General features: G+C 69.3%; 13 protein-coding genes. 9 read left to right on the forward strand and 4 right to left on the reverse strand.

Features of this window, described 5'->3' with window-relative positions; genetic code table 11:
- Positions 1–105 precede the first annotated feature (105 nt).
- Positions 106–2,154: an acyltransferase family protein gene (locus ABE85_RS23290; protein ID WP_067280413.1), complete on the forward strand. Its 2,049-nt coding sequence runs from the start codon at positions 106–108 to the stop codon at positions 2,152–2,154.
- Positions 2,155–2,270: 116 nt separating this feature from the next.
- Here the strand turns inward: ABE85_RS23290 and ABE85_RS23295 are convergent, their stop codons facing one another.
- On the reverse strand, positions 2,271–4,268 hold the full coding sequence (locus ABE85_RS23295; RefSeq protein WP_067280416.1) for a monovalent cation:proton antiporter family protein: 1,998 nt from the start codon (positions 4,266–4,268) through the stop codon (positions 2,271–2,273).
- A 300-nt stretch (positions 4,269–4,568) separates the two neighbouring features.
- Here ABE85_RS23295 and ABE85_RS23300 point away from each other — a divergent pair, with 300 nt between their 5' ends.
- The gene (locus ABE85_RS23300) at positions 4,569–5,840 is read left to right on the forward strand and encodes a Glu/Leu/Phe/Val dehydrogenase (protein WP_067280418.1); all 1,272 of its coding nucleotides are present in this window, start codon (positions 4,569–4,571) and stop codon (positions 5,838–5,840) included.
- Between the two features lie 68 nt (positions 5,841–5,908).
- On the opposite strand, the gene ABE85_RS23305 is transcribed toward ABE85_RS23300, so the two are convergent.
- Positions 5,909–6,487 carry a DJ-1/PfpI family protein gene (locus tag ABE85_RS23305; protein ID WP_067280420.1) on the reverse strand — a complete coding sequence of 193 codons (579 nt, stop codon included), beginning with the start codon at positions 6,485–6,487 and terminating at the stop codon, positions 5,909–5,911.
- 70 nt (positions 6,488–6,557) lie between these two features.
- Positions 6,558–7,307, reverse strand: coding sequence for a phosphatase PAP2 family protein (locus ABE85_RS23310; protein WP_231993166.1), 750 nt, complete (start codon positions 7,305–7,307; stop codon positions 6,558–6,560).
- Between the two features lie 161 nt (positions 7,308–7,468).
- Between ABE85_RS23310 and ABE85_RS23315 the strand changes: the two genes are divergently transcribed.
- From ABE85_RS23315 to ABE85_RS23340, 6 genes are read left to right on the forward strand one after another with little or no spacing between them, the layout of a single operon-like run.
- Positions 7,469–8,131, forward strand: coding sequence for a response regulator transcription factor (locus tag ABE85_RS23315; protein ID WP_067280422.1), 663 nt, complete (start codon positions 7,469–7,471; stop codon positions 8,129–8,131).
- An 8-nt stretch (positions 8,132–8,139) separates the two neighbouring features.
- Entirely contained in the window at positions 8,140–9,453 is a 1,314-nt protein-coding gene (locus tag ABE85_RS23320) for a HAMP domain-containing sensor histidine kinase (RefSeq protein WP_231993167.1), read from the forward strand.
- Positions 9,454–9,483: 30 nt separating this feature from the next.
- Complete coding sequence (locus tag ABE85_RS23325) at positions 9,484–10,473, forward strand: SIS domain-containing protein (protein ID WP_067280423.1); 990 nt, start codon at positions 9,484–9,486, stop codon at positions 10,471–10,473.
- Positions 10,474–10,511: 38 nt separating this feature from the next.
- Positions 10,512–11,117, forward strand: a complete 606-nt coding sequence (locus tag ABE85_RS23330) for an HAD family hydrolase (protein WP_067283410.1) — start codon at positions 10,512–10,514, stop codon at positions 11,115–11,117.
- Positions 11,117–11,923: an LPS export ABC transporter periplasmic protein LptC gene (gene lptC, locus ABE85_RS23335; protein WP_067280425.1), complete on the forward strand. Its 807-nt coding sequence runs from the start codon at positions 11,117–11,119 to the stop codon at positions 11,921–11,923. The genes ABE85_RS23330 and lptC overlap by 1 nt, the downstream gene beginning before the upstream one ends.
- Complete coding sequence (locus ABE85_RS23340) at positions 11,920–12,696, forward strand: SDR family oxidoreductase (protein WP_067280427.1); 777 nt, start codon at positions 11,920–11,922, stop codon at positions 12,694–12,696. The genes lptC and ABE85_RS23340 overlap by 4 nt, the downstream gene beginning before the upstream one ends.
- A gap of 153 nt (positions 12,697–12,849) precedes the next feature.
- Here the strand turns inward: ABE85_RS23340 and ABE85_RS28145 are convergent, their stop codons facing one another.
- The gene (locus ABE85_RS28145) at positions 12,850–13,368 is read right to left on the reverse strand and encodes an RNA-binding protein (RefSeq protein WP_067280428.1); all 519 of its coding nucleotides are present in this window, start codon (positions 13,366–13,368) and stop codon (positions 12,850–12,852) included.
- A gap of 296 nt (positions 13,369–13,664) precedes the next feature.
- Between ABE85_RS28145 and ABE85_RS23350 the strand changes: the two genes are divergently transcribed.
- Positions 13,665–14,627: a helical backbone metal receptor gene (locus tag ABE85_RS23350; protein WP_067280430.1), complete on the forward strand. Its 963-nt coding sequence runs from the start codon at positions 13,665–13,667 to the stop codon at positions 14,625–14,627.
- Positions 14,628–14,631 lie beyond the last annotated feature (4 nt).

A 14,631-nucleotide genomic window follows, 5' to 3' on the forward strand; every position in this document is an offset into this window, starting at 1 on the left:
CGGCAACCCGGAGCCGGGCCACAATTCGCCCGCCGCACGATGCGGCATCTCGAATGCTCTTCCTCCCGCCGCCCTTCTGACGCCTTGGTGACAAGCCCTTCCCCGATGCCTTTCCATCGCCCTCACGGCCCGCATGCGGCCGGCGAGGTCCCGCTGCGCGACGACATCCAGGCCTTGCGCGCGATCGCCGTGTCGTGGGTGCTGCTGTATCACGCGCAGCTCCCTGGCGCATCGGGCGGCTACCTCGGCGTCGACATCTTCTTCGTCATCTCCGGCTACCTGATCACCGGGCTGATCCAGCGCGCGCTGCAGCGGGGTGACTTCACCTTCCGCGCCTTCTACAGCCGCCGAGCGCGTCGGCTGTTGCCGGCCGCGTACGTCGTGCTCGGCGCGACCTTGCTCGCGGCGCCGTGGGCGCTCAACCGCAGCGAGCAGATCGACTTCGTCGGCCAGCTGCTCGGCGCTCTGGGCTTCGCGAACAACGTCGTTCTCTGGCGGCAGACGGGCTACTTCCAGGGCGCGTCCGACCTCAAGCCGCTGCTGCATTTCTGGTCCCTGGCGCTGGAGGAGCAGTACTACCTCGTGCTGCCCGCGCTGCTGGTCTTCAGTCCGGCGCGGCTGCGGATCGGCGTTGTCGTCCTCGTCGCCGCGGCCAGCCTCGCACTGCTGATGTGGTGGCAGCCCCTCGATGCCAGCGGTGCGTTCTACCTGCTGCCGACGCGCGCATGGGAACTGGGCCTCGGATCGATCGGTGCGTTGATCAGCAACGCGGGGGCGGGTTCGGACCCGGTGCGAGGCGTGCCCTCGTGGCAGCGGACGTTGCGGTGGCTCGCATGGCCGGCGTGGGCGCTGATCCTCGTTGTTCCGATGGCACCGCAGTGGTTCGGTACGGCGCATCCCGGACCCGCCGCGCTGGTCGTCGGACTCGCGACGCTGGTCCTCCTGCTGCGCGAGCCTGCGAGCCTTCCGCGTGTGGCCGCTCCGCTGATCCGCATCGGCGACTGGTCCTATGCGCTGTATCTCGTGCACTGGCCGCTGATCGCGATCCTGCACAACGCGTGGGTCGGACTGAAGGCGGATCCGCATGCGTTGATGGGATGGCGCATCGGCGCGGTACTGCTCGCGTTCCCCTTGGCGTGGGGGCTGCATCGCGCGGTTGAACGGCCCGCCAAGGCGCTGCTCACCGGTCGACGTGGCGCATGGATCCTGGGCACAGGCACGGCAGTGCTCGCGCTCGGCGGCATCATGCTGGCGCTGCACAAGCCCGCGCCGGGCTCGATCGATTTCGTCGAGCTGCGCAAGGCCAACTACGGACTGTCCGCCAACTGCGATGCCGAGGAGCCCTTCGACGGTCGCGAGGAGTGCCGCACCCGTCCGGGCGCGCGATGGATGGTGTGGGGCGACTCCTATGCGATGCATCTGGTGCCGGGTCTTGTCCGCGTGGCCAGCGATCAAGGTCTGGTGCAGGCGACGAAGTCCTCGTGCGGACCCTTCCCCGGCCTGACGCCGGTGCGGCCGGAACTCGGCCGGGGCAACAGCTTCGCCTCACCGTGGATCGAGCAATGCCAGGCCTTCAACGCGTCGGTGCTGCGTTGGCTGGAGCGGCATCCGGAGATCGACACCGTGGTCCTGTCCAGCTTGCTGACGCAGTATCTGGACGAATCGAAGTATGAGCTCCAGCGCACGCGTGGCGATGGGCGCCTGAGAGGCGAGGCCGCGATGCGTGCTGCGCTGCTGGACGACATGACGGCGACCGTGAAGCGGCTACGCGCGATGGGCAAGCGGGTGATGGTGGTGGCGCCGCCGCCCTCGGCGCCGTTCGACATTGCGGGATGTCTTGAGCGTCGTCAGGCGCATCGCTGGACGATCGGTGCGACCCCGGGTTGCGTGATCGACGAGCGTGACGACGAACGTCGCCGTGCCGCCGAGCGCCGATTCATCACCGATCTGGCGAAGTCGGACGTGCGCCTGCCGGTGCTGCGTTTCGAGCCCTTGCTGTGCGACGGTACGACGTGCCAGGTCGAGCGCGATGGCGTGCCGCTCTACAGGGACCAGGGTCACCTGAGTCACGAGGGCTCGCGGCTGCTGATGCCGGGCGTGATGTCCGAAGCGCTCGGCGAGCGACAGATTGCCCTCCTCCGGAGTCCTCGGTAGCAAAACCGTCGAAGTACGGTTGCGATCGGGGACGGCATGTCGTGGGGTTTCGGCGCTTGCCGCCGGGGCCCCATGACATGGCGGCCAACGCCCAGGCCCAAGCAGGTAGGCGGTTTTCAGCCCACCAACAACCCGTGTTCAGCGCGCGCGAGGGCTTCGGGCGTCCCTGACACGACGAGCGTGTCGCCGCCCTGGAGCACCAGGTCGTCGCTGGCGTCCTTCACCGCGCCATTCGGTCGACGCACCGACACCACGCTGACGCCCCAGGCCAGCAACCCGATCTCGCCGAGCGTGCGTCCTTCGAGGACGCTGGCCATCGGCAGGCTGATGGACTGGAGCCGGGCCTGATCGCGCTCTTCGGAGGTGTCATCATCGGCGCCGTGGAAGTAGCCTCGCAGCAGCCCGTAGCGGCGATCCCGCGCGTCGCGCGCGATGCGCAGCACCCGGCGCATCGGCACGCCGACGAGCGCGAGCGCATGGCTGGCGAGCATCAGCGAGCCTTCGATCGCTTCCGGCACCACCTCGGTCGCGCCGGCGGCGCGCAGCTTCTCCAGGTCGGTGTCGTCGATCGTGCGGACGACCACCGGCACGTGCGGCGCATGCCCCCGCACTTCATGCAGCACCTTCAGCGCCGAGGCCGTGTCGTGATACGAGATCACCACCGCGCTCGCGCGCGTCAGGCCGGCGGCGATCAGGCTGGGCAGTCGCGCCGCGTCGCCGAACACGACGCTCTTGCCCGCCGCGGCCGCCTGCCGCACGCGGTCCGGATCCAGGTCCAGCGCCATGTACGGGATGTGCTCCGTCTCCAGCAGCGTCGCCAGGTTCTGCCCGCTGCGGCCGTAGCCGCAGATGATCACGTGCGCATCCGTCTTGATCGACTTCTTGGCGATCGTCGTCAGCTGCACCGACTGCAGCAGCCAGTCGCTCGCGGACAGCTTCATGACGATGCGGTTGCTGTGCTCGATGATGATCGGCGTCAGCAGCATCGACAGCACCATCGCCGCCAGCACCGGGCTGACCCACTGCGCGGCGATCAGGTTCTGCTGCGCGCCCAGCGTCAGCAGCACGAAGCCGAACTCTCCCGCCTGCGCGAGATACAGCCCCGTGCGCAGCGCGACGCCTGTCGGCGCCTGGAACAGCTTGGCCAGCCCCGCCACCAGCACGAACTTGGCCAGTGTCGGCACCAGCGTCAGGATGATCACCAGCGGCCACTGGTAGACCAGCGTCTGCCAGTCCAGCCGCATGCCGATGGTGATGAAGAAGAGCCCGAGCAGCACGTCGTGGAAAGGCCGGATGTCCAGCTCCACCTGATGCTTGTATTCGGTCTCCGCGATCAGCATGCCGGCCACGAACGCGCCCAGCGCCAGCGACAGTCCCGCATGCTCGGTCAGCCAGGCCAGGCCCAGCGTGACCAGCAGCAGGTTCAGCATGAAGAGCTCCTGGCTCTTGCGCCGCGCCACCAGCGTCAGCCAGCGGCGCATCAGGTGCTGGCCGCCGGTGAGCAGCAGCACCAGCAGCACCACCGCCTTGAGGGCGGCCCAGCCGAGCGATTCGATCATCTCGGCGCCGCTGCCGCCCAGCGCCGGGATCAGCACCAGCAGCGGCACGACGGCCAGATCCTGGAACAGCAGCACGCCGATCACGCGCCGGCCGTGTTCGCTTTCCAGCTCCAGCCGTTCGGACATCAGCTTCACGACGATGGCCGTGGAGCTCATCGCCATCGCCGCCCCGAGCGCCAGCGATCCCTGCCACCCGAGATCCCAGGCCCAGCCCAGCATCCCGAACAGCCAGCGCAGGAAGAGATTGCCCGCCATCGTCCCGCCGATCGTCACGACCACCTGCAGCAGTCCGAGTCCGAACACCATGGACCGCATGCTGTGCAGCTTCGGGAGGTTGAACTCCAGGCCGATCACGAACATCAGGAACACCACGCCGAACTCGGCCAGATGCTGCACGCCGGGCACGTCGCTGGCGAGCGCCAGCGCGTTCGGACCGATCACCACGCCCACCACCAGATAGCCCAGGATCGGGGGCAGCTTCAACGAGCGGCAGACCACCACGCCCAGCACGGCGGCGATCAGATAGATGAGGGTCAGGTCCAGCGCGGTGAGCATGGCGGCGATGGTACTGGGCGCCCACCCCGGGCAGCCCCGGAAGCGACAAGACCGGGCGTCGGCAGGGCTCGCGGCCCGGCCTCCGTCGCATTCCACACACACATCGGCGCGTTGGGGGACAGCCCCGCGGGGAGGCCCGTCCACGCCGCAAGGGGCTTGGCTTTGGTCATGTCCGAGGCGCAAACTACCTGCCTTATGCATGGGGCGCATGCCCGCATGTGCACTCGGCTTTGCCGCACGTGGCGGACGGGCAGGGCTTCGGGGTACCGTTCGCGCCACCGAAAAGTTACGGAGCATTTCATGCCCAACCTGTCTTTCGTTTCCCCCACGCGCAACAGTCCCTGGGGCACCTACCTGTCCCAGATCGACGCCGTCGAGCCCTACCTGGGCAAGCTGGCCCGCTGGGTGGAAACGCTGCGCCGCCCCAAGCGCGCGCTGATCGTGGACATCCCCATCGAACTCGACAACGGCACCATCGCCCACTTCGAGGGCTACCGTGTCCAACATAGCCTGACCCGCGGTCCCGGCAAGGGCGGCGTGCGCTACCACCCGGACGTCACGCTGGAAGAAGTGATGGCGCTGTCGGCCTGGATGACGGTCAAGAACGCCGCGGTGAACCTGCCCTACGGCGGCGCCAAGGGCGGCATCCGCCTGGACCCGAAGACGCTGTCGATGAAGGAGCTGGAGAAGGTCACCCGCCGCTACACCAGCGAGATCGGCATGATCATCGGCCCGACGCAGGACATCCCCGCGCCTGACGTGAACACCAACGGCCAGATCATGGCCTGGATGATGGACACGTACTCGATGAACGTGGGCGCGACCGCCACCGGTGTCGTGACCGGCAAGCCGATCGCGCTGGGCGGTTCGCTCGGCCGCGTGGCCGCCACCGGCCGCGGCGTGTTCGTCGTCGGTCGTGAAGCGATGCGTCGCCTGAACGTGAACCTCGAAGGCGCACGCGTCGCCGTGCAGGGCTTCGGCAACGTGGGCTCCGTGGCCGCGAAGATGTTCGCCGCCAACGGCGCCATCGTCGTCGCGGTGCAGGATCACACCGGCACCATCCTGAACGAGAACGGCCTGGACATGACCGACCTGCTGGACCACCTGGCCCGCACGGGCGGCGTGGGCGGCTTCAAGGGCGCCGACCGCATCGACAACGAGAACTTCTGGGACGTGAAGACGGACATCCTGATCCCGGCCGCGCTCGAAGGCCAGATCACCGGTGAACGCGCCAAGCGCGTGCAGACCCGCGTCGTCATCGAAGGCGCCAACGGCCCGACCACCCCGGACGGCGACGCCGTGCTGGCCGACCGCGGCATCATCGTCGTCCCCGACGTGATCGCCAACGCCGGCGGCGTGACCGTGTCCTACTTCGAGTGGGTGCAGGACTTCTCGTCGTTCTTCTGGACCGAAGACGAGATCAACGTCCGCCTGGACAAGATCCTGGTCGGCGCGTTCAAGGGCATCTGGGATACCGCGGAACACCACAAGATCCCGCTGCGCACGGCCGCGTTCACGGTGGCTTGCACGCGGGTGCTGGAAGCGCGCGAAGAGCGCGGTCTGTACCCCTGAGTCGTCGACCGCGGTTTCTCGCGGTTACGGACGGAACGGGCGCCTCGGCGCCCGTTTTTCATTTCCACTCAGTGTGTGATCTTCGTTCCGAGCACGGCGAGGAACTGCGCGATCCATGCGGGATGCGCGGGCCATGCCGGCGCGGTGACGAGCTTGCCGTCGGTGACCGCCTGGTCGACCGGGATGTCGGCGAAGCTCGCGCCGGCGAGCTCGACCTCGGCCGCGCAGGCCGGATAGGCGGAGACCTTCTTGCCGCGGATGATGCCGGCCGCGGCCAGCAGCTGGGCGCCGTGGCAGATGGCCGCGATGGGCTTGTCCGCCTTCGCGAAATGCTGCACCAGCGGCAGCACGCCCGGCATCGTGCGCAGATATTCCGGCGCGCGGCCGCCCGGGATCACCAGCGCGTCGTAGTCTTCCGGCTTGATGTCGTCGAAGCTCGCGTTCAAGGTGAAGCGGTGACCCGGCTTCTCCGAATAGGTCTGCGCGCCCTCGAAGTCATGGATCGCCGTCAGGACGAAGTCCCCGGCCTTCTTGCCCGGGCAGATCGCGTCGACCCGGTGTCCCACCGCCTGCAGTGCCTGGAACGGCACCATCAGCTCGTAGTCCTCGACGTAATCGCCGGCCAGCAGCAGCAGCTTCTTGCCCATCGCATCTCTCCAGAGTCGGTTGCAGGAGCGCCGATTCTGGGAGGCCGCGATCGTCAGGGCGATGAATCCGTCATGTACCCGCGTCGGCGTCGCGGACTCGCAGCCACGGCGCGGCGACGACCGCGAGGGTCCAGCAGATCCAGCCGGTCCACATCGTGTGGCTCGGGTAATGCGCGCCGCGCGCCATCTGGGCGAAGCCGTAGAGCACGCCCATCGTCACGACCGCGCCGAGCGCGAAGCGCGCCTGACGGGGATAGGCGCGGCGCAGCATGAAGAACAGGCTGAAGAAGGCGAAGGCGGAACTCGCATGGCCGGACGGGAAGCAATGCCCCGGGCCGCCGTCGCGAATGCCGAATTGCCAGTGCGACACGTAGTGCGCCACGCCGCCGAATTCGGCCAGGTCCCAGGGGCAGCTCGTCGTGCTGCCCTGCTTCATCAGCGGGATGAGGATCAGGCTGACCGCCGTCAGCGCCACCGCGCCCCAGCGCTCGCGGCGCGTGAGTCCAGGCCACAGCGGCCGCACCGCGTTGATCACCAGCATCACGGCCAGTCCGGTGGCCATCCAGCGGCCGCCTTGATGCAGCAGGCCCGAGGTCATCCAGTGGTCGCGCAGCGCAAAGCCATGCGCATCGGCGAACAGCCGGACGACCGCGAGGTCCCATCCGGCGAAGTCCCAGAGCAGCAGCGCGGCCAGGCCGGCCAGGGCGACCAGCCATCCGCGCCGCAGCGCCGGGAGGGTCATCGCCCCGACGGGCGACAGGACCGGCGCCGCGGTCGAGCCGGCGCCGAACTGGAGGGAGGACAGGGGATGCGGCTTCACGCGGGGCAGTGGGCGCTCCGGCGCTGAAGTCGTCCTGAAGCCAAGCTGAAGGCCGGCTGAAGACCCGCGCCGCTTTGCACACCGGGTCGGGCGCTCGCACAGTGTGGCGGCGGCTGCTATCTTCCCGGCTCGATGATCCGGCCGAAGGCCGCCCCCACGCCATGCGACTGCTGCTGCTCGAAGACGACGAACTCCTGGGCGAGGCCCTGCGCGACTTCCTGCGCGCCGAAGGCCACACGGTGGCCTGGGCCCGTCGTCTGTCCGAGGTGCTGCCTCGCCAGCACGAGGAATTCGAGGCGCTGCTGGTGGACTGGCAGCTCCCGGACGGCTCGGGCCTGGACTGGTTGCGCGGACTGCGCCAGCGCGGCGTGTCGACGCCGGCGCTGATGCTGACCGCGCGGGACCTGCTCGCCGACCGCCTGCAGGGCCTGGACAGCGGCGCCGACGATTACCTGGTCAAACCCTTCGCCCCGGAAGAGCTCGCCGCCCGCCTGCGCGCGGTGAGCCGGCGTCATGTGGGGGCCAGCAGTTCGCAGCGGCGTTACGGCGACGTGGTGCTCGACCTGGCCGCCAAGCGCGCGACGCGCGACGGCCAGGCGGTCGAGCTGACCGCCCGCGAATGGGCGGTGCTGGAAGCGCTGGCGCAGCGCGCCGGCCGGCTGTATCCGAAGCGCGACCTCGAACTGCAGGTCCTGGGCGACGACGCCGAGGTCCTGAGCAACGCGCTGGAGGTCCACGTGTCCAGCCTGCGTCGCAAGCTGGGCCGCGAGTTGATCGAGACCGTCCGCGGACTGGGCTACCGGCTCGGGCCTGAGGCCGTTTGAACGTGACGGTGAACACGCCCGCGGGCCCGCGCCGACCGTCCATCGCCGGCCGCCTGGCGCGCCAGCTCCTGATGATCTCCGCCTTCTGGGCCCTGCTGGCCGGCGTCAGCGTCTGGCTGGTCGTGCAGGAGGAGGTGGACGAACTGCTGGACGAGACCTTGCAGGCGTCGTCGCAGGTGCTGGGGCAGCTGCTGCGGCAAGGCAGCGCGATGCCGGCCGAGATCGCCGACAACGACGACCTCAGTACCCACTTCGCCTGGCAACTGGTCGGCGCGGACGGCGCGCTGCTGCACCGCTCGCCGCTGGCGCCGGTGAACGCCTGGAAGCTGCCGCCCGGCTTCAGCGACTGGCAGGACGACGGCACCGACGGCGACGACTGGCGGGTCCACGTGCGCCCGCTGCAGATGGTCGCCGGTCCGGGCTGGCTGATGGTGGCGCAGACCAGCGCCGAGCGGAAGGAAGTGCGCAGCCGGGTCGGACTCGCGAGCGCCATTTCGGCCCTGCTGGTCGGCGGGCTCTGCATGATGTGGATGAACCGGCGCGCGCGGGCCGAGCTGGCGCCGCTGGCCGAGTTGTCCAGCGCGCTGGCGGACTACGATCCGCTCGACACGCGCCAGCTGCTGCCCGAGCAGCACCGCCAGGAGCTTGCGGGCATCCGCGCCGCGGTGCTGGACCTCGGTCAGCGTCTGGCGCAGCGGGTGGCCAACGAGCGCGCCTTCAGCGCCCATGCGGCGCATGCGCTGCGCACGCCGCTCGCGGGCATGGACGCGCAGCTCGCGATGGCGCTGCGTGAAGCGCCGCCCGAGTCGCGCGCCCGCCTGCAGCGCACGCGTGAAGCGGCCGACCGGTTGCGCCGGGTCGTGACCGCGCTGCTGACGCTGTTCCGCACCGGCATGAGCCTGCGCTGGCAACACCTGGACCTGATCGAGCTGATGTCGCTGCTGCCGCTGCCGGACGGCCTCGCGCTGGACCTGCCCGAGGACGACGCCGGCATAGACGCCGACCCCGACCTGATGGCCGCCGCGCTGATCAACCTGATCGACAACGCCTGGCGCCACGGCGCCTCGCGGGTGCAGCTGCGCCTGCATCGCCAACCCGACGGCGGCCTGCTGCTGCAGCTCACGGACAACGGCGAAGGGACGGCCGAGTGGCAGCGGGTGGACCTCAACGATGCGCTGGAGCGCCAGCAGTACGAAGGCCGCATGGGCCTGGGCCTGATGATGGCCGATCTGGTGGCGCGCGCCCACGGCGGCGACCTGCGCCTGCCCCCCGTGGACGGGGGCTTCGGCGTGGCGATGCGGCTGGGTCCGGCGCCGGACTGAATCGACCCCGGCGGCTACACTTTCGCCCTTATGACGACCCATGCCGCCCTCACCCATTCCCGCGCGCTCGACGTGGCCCGCGCCGCCTTGAAAGTCGAGGCGGACGCGCTGCTCGCGCTCGGTCCGCGCCTGGGCGAATCGTTCGAGCAGGTGATCCGGACCATCCTCGACAGCTCGGGTCGCGTGGTCGTGATGGGCATGGGCAAGAGCGGCCACGTGGGCCGCAAGATCGCCGCGACGCTGGCCTCGACCGGCACGCCGGCCTTCTTCGTCCATCCGGGCGAAGCCAGCCATGGCGACCTCGGCATGGTGACGCCCGGCGACATCGTCCTGGCGCTGTCCAACTCCGGCGAGAGCGATGAGCTCAACGCGATCATCCCGGTGCTCAAGCGCCTGGGCGTCACGCTGATCGGCATGACGGGCGGGCTGTCGTCGTCGCTGGCCAAGCATTCGGACTTCGTGCTGGACTCGCGGGTCGAGCAGGAGGCCTGTCCCCTCAACCTCGCGCCGACGGCGAGCACCACCGCGCAGATCGCGCTCGGCGACGCGCTGGCCGTGGCGCTGCTCGACGCCCGCGGTTTCCGCGCCGAGGACTTCGCCCGTTCGCATCCGGGCGGCTCGCTCGGCCGCCGCCTGCTGACCCATGTGCGCGACCTGATGCGCAGCGGCGACTCGCTGCCCCGGGTGAACGCGGACATGCCGCTCATCGACATGATGCGGGTGATGTCCGACAAGGGGCTCGGTTGTGCCGTGCTGGCCGACGCCGATGGCAAGGTCGGCGGCATCTTCACCGACGGCGACCTGCGTCGCCTGATCGAACGCGGCACCGACTTGCGCGGCCTGACCGCCGGGCAGGTGATGCATCCGAATCCGCGCACGGTGGCCGCCGACGCGCTCGCCGTCGTCGCGGCCGACCTGATGGAACAGGCGCGCATCACGCTGGTCCTGGCGGTCGACGACGAGCAACGCCTCGTCGGCGCGATCAGCATCAACGACCTGATGCGCGCGAAGGTGATCTGATGAGCAGCACTCCTTCTGACGCCGCGCGCGGCTCGGTGATGGCGACGCAACCCGTGGTGCGCGAGCTCAAGCCCGCGCTGTCCTTCCCCCCTGAGCTGCTGCTGAAGGCGCAAGGCCCGGCCCTCGGGCTCAAGGCCGCGATCTTCGACGTCGACGGCGTGCTGACCGACGGCCGCATCTACCTGAGCGAGGCGGGCGAGACGATCAAGGCCTTCGCCACGCTCGACGGTCACGGCATGAAGCTGCTGGCGCAGGGCGGCATCGTCCCCATCGTCATCACCGGCCGGGACTCGCCGGCGGTGCGGCGCCGCGTGGCCGACCTCGGCCTGCAGCACGCCGTCTACGGCGCGAAGAACAAGCTGGCCGCGGCGCAGCCGCTGCTCGATCAACTCGGGCTGCACTGGGACGAGGTCGCCGCGATCGGCGACGACTGGCCCGATCTGCCGCTGATGGTGCGCGCCGGTTTCGCGTGCGCGCCGGCGCAGGCCCATGCGGAGGTGAAGGCGGTGGCGCACCACGTCACCGCCACCGCGGGCGGCCACGGCGCCGCGCGCGAGTTCTGCGACCTGCTGCTGATGGCCGCCGGCCAGTACGCGAAGCTGCTGCACGGCCACCTCGAGACCCTGGACGGGGGCGGGCACTGATGGCGGCACTCGTTCCGCCGCCGACCGCCCCGCGCCGCCGCGCGCAGCCCTTGCTGTGGCGCCTGCAGGCGATGCTGGCCAACTACGTGCCGCTGCTGCTGATGGCGATGCTGGCCGGCTTCACCTGGTGGCTCATCAAGAACACGCCGCAGCTCGAGGCGCCGCGCGAGAAGACCGCCCCCAAGCATGAGCCGGACTACCGCATGAACGGCTTCGAGGTACAGCGCTTCAGCAGCGACGGCCGGCTCACCGGCCGGATCATCGGCACCGAGATGCGCCACTACCCCGACAACGACACGCTCGAGATCGATACCCCGCAGCTGCGCGCCTACGGCAAGCTCGATGAGCTGCTGGTCGCCGACGCGCAGCGCGGCGTGTCCAACGGCGACGGCAGCGAGGTGCAGCTGCTCGGCGACGTGAAGGTCAAGCGCTACCCCAATGGCGATACGGCGAAGTCGCCGGACCTGGAGCTCTACGGCGAGTTCCTGCACGTCTTCGTGCCGCAGCAGCAGATCAAGTCCCATCTGCCGGCGCGCGTCGTCGGCATGGGCGGCGAGATGCAGGTGAAGAGCTTCGTCTACGACCAGTTGACGGGGCGCCTCACGTTCAGCGGCGGCGGTCGCGCGACCTTCGCCGCGCAGCCCGGCGTGCGGCCGTCGTTGCAGCCGGCCAAGGCCGCTGCAAAGGCCGCCAGCCAGGCCGCAGGCAATGCGGCCGCCACGGCCGCCGCAACGGGCGCAGCCAAGCCCGCAGCCAGACCGACCAAGGCGGCTTCCGGCACCGCGACCTTCAGCAGCAAGCCATGACCCGACTTGTCTACATCACCGGTGCCTCCAGCGGCATCGGTCAGGCGCTCGCGCTGCAGTACTACCGCGAGGGCTGGAACCTGGCGCTGGTCGCGCGCCGCGTCGAGGACCTGGCCGCGTGGGCCGGGCAGCAAGGGCTGGAGCCGTCGCGCTGGCGCGTGTACCGCGCCGACGTCAGCGACGTCGAGGCCATCGCGGCCACCGGTCGTCGCTGCATCGCCGAGCAGGGCCTGCCCGACGTCGTCATCGCCAATGCCGGCATCAGCATCGGCATGGACACGGCGATCTATGAGGACCTCGCGGTGATGCAGCGCCTCTACGCCACCAACAACATCGGCCTGGCTGCGACCTTCCATCCCTTCATCAGCGCGATGCGATCGCGCCGCAGCGGCACGCTGGTGGGCATCGCCAGCGTCGCGGGCATCCGCGGGTTGCCGGGGCACGGCGCTTACTGTTCCAGCAAGGCCGCGGTCTTCAGTTATTGCGAAAGTCTGCGCGGGGAATGTCGGCCGGATGGCGTGAAGGTCGTGACCATCGCGCCGGGGTATGTCGATACTCCGCTGACGCGCGAGAACCGGTATGGCATGCCCTTCCTGATGCAGCCCGAGGACTTCGCGCGCAAGGCGTATGCGGCCATTGCGGCGGGTGCGCGGGTGCGGTTCATTCCGTGGCAGATGGGTGTCGTGGCGCGTGTCATGCGGCTGCTGCCGGGCGCGGTGTTCGACCGGCTGCTGGCGGGGCGCCCGCGCAAGCATCGTCAAGGCGAGAGCTGACCCTGGCGCGCTGCCACGGCCGCTGGCCCTCACCCCTACCCTCTCCCGCAAGCGGGAGAGGGAGCAGGAGGAGCTGATCCCCCAAAAGAAAAGGCGCTCCGAGGAGCGCCTTTTTCATTGCGAGGCGGGATGAACCCGCCTGCCGTGCGTGGCTCAGTAGCCGCCGCGACCGCCGCCGTAGCTGCCGCCGCCGCCACCACCGTAGCCGCCACCGCCGCCGCCGCCGTAACCGCCGCCGCCGCTACGGCCACCGCCGTAACCGCCGCCGCCGCCACTGCGACCACCGCCGCCGCCACCACCGTAGCCGCCGCCACCACCGCCGCCGTAGCCGCCGCCACCGCTGCGACCACCGCCGCCGCCGAAGCCGCCGCCACCGCTGCGGCCACCGCCGCCGCCGAAGCCGCCACCACCGCCCGGACGGTCTTCACGCGGACGAGCCACGTTGACCACGATCGCACGGCCGTCGAGGGCCTGACCGTTCATGCCGTTGATGGCAGCCTGCGCTTCATCGTCCGTCGACATTTCCACGAAGCCGAAGCCCTTGGAACGTCCCGTCTCACGATCCATCATGACCTTGGCGGAAATGACGGTGCCGAATGGCGCGAATGCCTCCTGGAGCGACTCGTCTCGCACGCTGTAAGCGAGGTTGCCCACGTATAGCTTGTTTCCCATGGGGGAAGCCCTTTCAAAACCAAATAACCCAATGTGCTGCTTCAACCCATCGTGAACCACTCATACGAAGGCGCTGCATTCAGGCGATCCGATTATGTGTGACAGGATTGGCGGTTCGCAACGCGTCAAGCTGGTTGTTGTTTTTCAGCTGATGCGCGCAAACCCCGAGCAGTGTCGGAAGCGCTCAACAATCTCCGCCTCCGGCATCTTGGTGGGGCAAATCAGACTCCTGAGAGCGTCAATCTGTGCCTAGTGTTTTCCACTATGCGAATACCACCCCGCTGAAATCGCACAACGTGTCGCCCATCGCACCGCCACTCCCACTTCCGGGCGAGGTCCCAACCGCGTCGCCGCTGCGCATCGTCTCGCTCGTGCCTTCGGTGACGGAACTGCTGTTCGCCCTCGGATTGGGCGCCTGGGTCGTCGGACGCACCGGTTTTTGCATTCACCCCGCGCCGGCGGTGTCAGCAATATCAAAGATTGGTGGGACGAAGGACGTCAACCTCCAGAAAGTGAGGGCCCTGGCGCCTACCCATGCGGTGGTCAACGTGGACGAGAACCGGCTCGATACCGTCGAGGCGCTGCGCGAGTTCATCCTCCATTTGGTGGTGACCCACCCCTGCGGACCGGAGGACAACCTCACCCTGATCGCGCAGATCGTCGAGATGGTGGAGGTTTTTGCCGCCGAACTGGGGGTCAGGTCTGAACCCGCCGGAAGAAAAGTCATTCCGCCGGACGAAATTTCCTACCTCGAAGGGGCGCTGCCGGATGTCCCCGAACTCCGCGACCGGGCCGATCGCCTTGCTGTCGAACTGCGGGAGGCGTTGGCCGCCTGCCGGTCCTTCCGCGACGATCGTCCGCCGACGCAGGCGGGGCGTCGCGTCCTCTACCTGATCTGGCGCGCGCCCTGGATGACGGTGGCGCGGGACACCTACATCGCGCGCATGCTGGCCGAGGTGGGCTGGCACACCTGGCCGCCGGTCGACGGCGGCCCGCACGGCGCGGCGCGTTACCCGGTCGTCACGGGGGACGAACCCTGGCTCCCGGAGATCGACGAATTGCTGCTCAGCTCCGAGCCCTACCGCTTCGGCGAGGAGCATCTGGCCGAAGCGCAGGCACTGTGCCCGAACGCCCGGGTGCGGCTGGTCGACGGCGAGCTGATCAGCTGGTACGGCCCGCGCGCCGCCGAAGGGCTGCGCTATCTCCGCGGGTTGGCCGAAGCGACGTCGGCCGCAACGCCGCGAACAACTCCGCGATGATCGC

The organism is Mitsuaria sp. 7, assembly GCF_001653795.1.
Lineage (GTDB): Bacteria > Pseudomonadota > Gammaproteobacteria > Burkholderiales > Burkholderiaceae_C > Roseateles.

Bases quoted from the DNA above. Each gene is read 5' to 3' on its own strand.
- ABE85_RS23295 (WP_067280416.1), bottom strand. From the start codon at position 4,268: ATGCTCACCGCGCTGGACCTGACCCTCATCTATCTGATCGCCGCCGTG.
- lptC (WP_067280425.1), top strand. From the start codon at position 11,117: ATGGCGGCACTCGTTCCGCCGCCGACCGCCCCGCGCCGCCGCGCGCAG.
- ABE85_RS28145 (WP_067280428.1), bottom strand. From the start codon at position 13,368: ATGGGAAACAAGCTATACGTGGGCAACCTCGCTTACAGCGTGCGAGAC.
- ABE85_RS23340 (WP_067280427.1), top strand. From the start codon at position 11,920: ATGACCCGACTTGTCTACATCACCGGTGCCTCCAGCGGCATCGGTCAG.
- ABE85_RS23290 (WP_067280413.1), top strand. From the start codon at position 106: ATGCCTTTCCATCGCCCTCACGGCCCGCATGCGGCCGGCGAGGTCCCG.
- ABE85_RS23330 (WP_067283410.1), top strand. From the start codon at position 10,512: ATGGCGACGCAACCCGTGGTGCGCGAGCTCAAGCCCGCGCTGTCCTTC.
- ABE85_RS23300 (WP_067280418.1), top strand. From the start codon at position 4,569: ATGCCCAACCTGTCTTTCGTTTCCCCCACGCGCAACAGTCCCTGGGGC.
- ABE85_RS23325 (WP_067280423.1), top strand. From the start codon at position 9,484: ATGACGACCCATGCCGCCCTCACCCATTCCCGCGCGCTCGACGTGGCC.
- ABE85_RS23305 (WP_067280420.1), bottom strand. From the start codon at position 6,487: ATGGGCAAGAAGCTGCTGCTGCTGGCCGGCGATTACGTCGAGGACTAC.
- ABE85_RS23315 (WP_067280422.1), top strand. From the start codon at position 7,469: ATGCGACTGCTGCTGCTCGAAGACGACGAACTCCTGGGCGAGGCCCTG.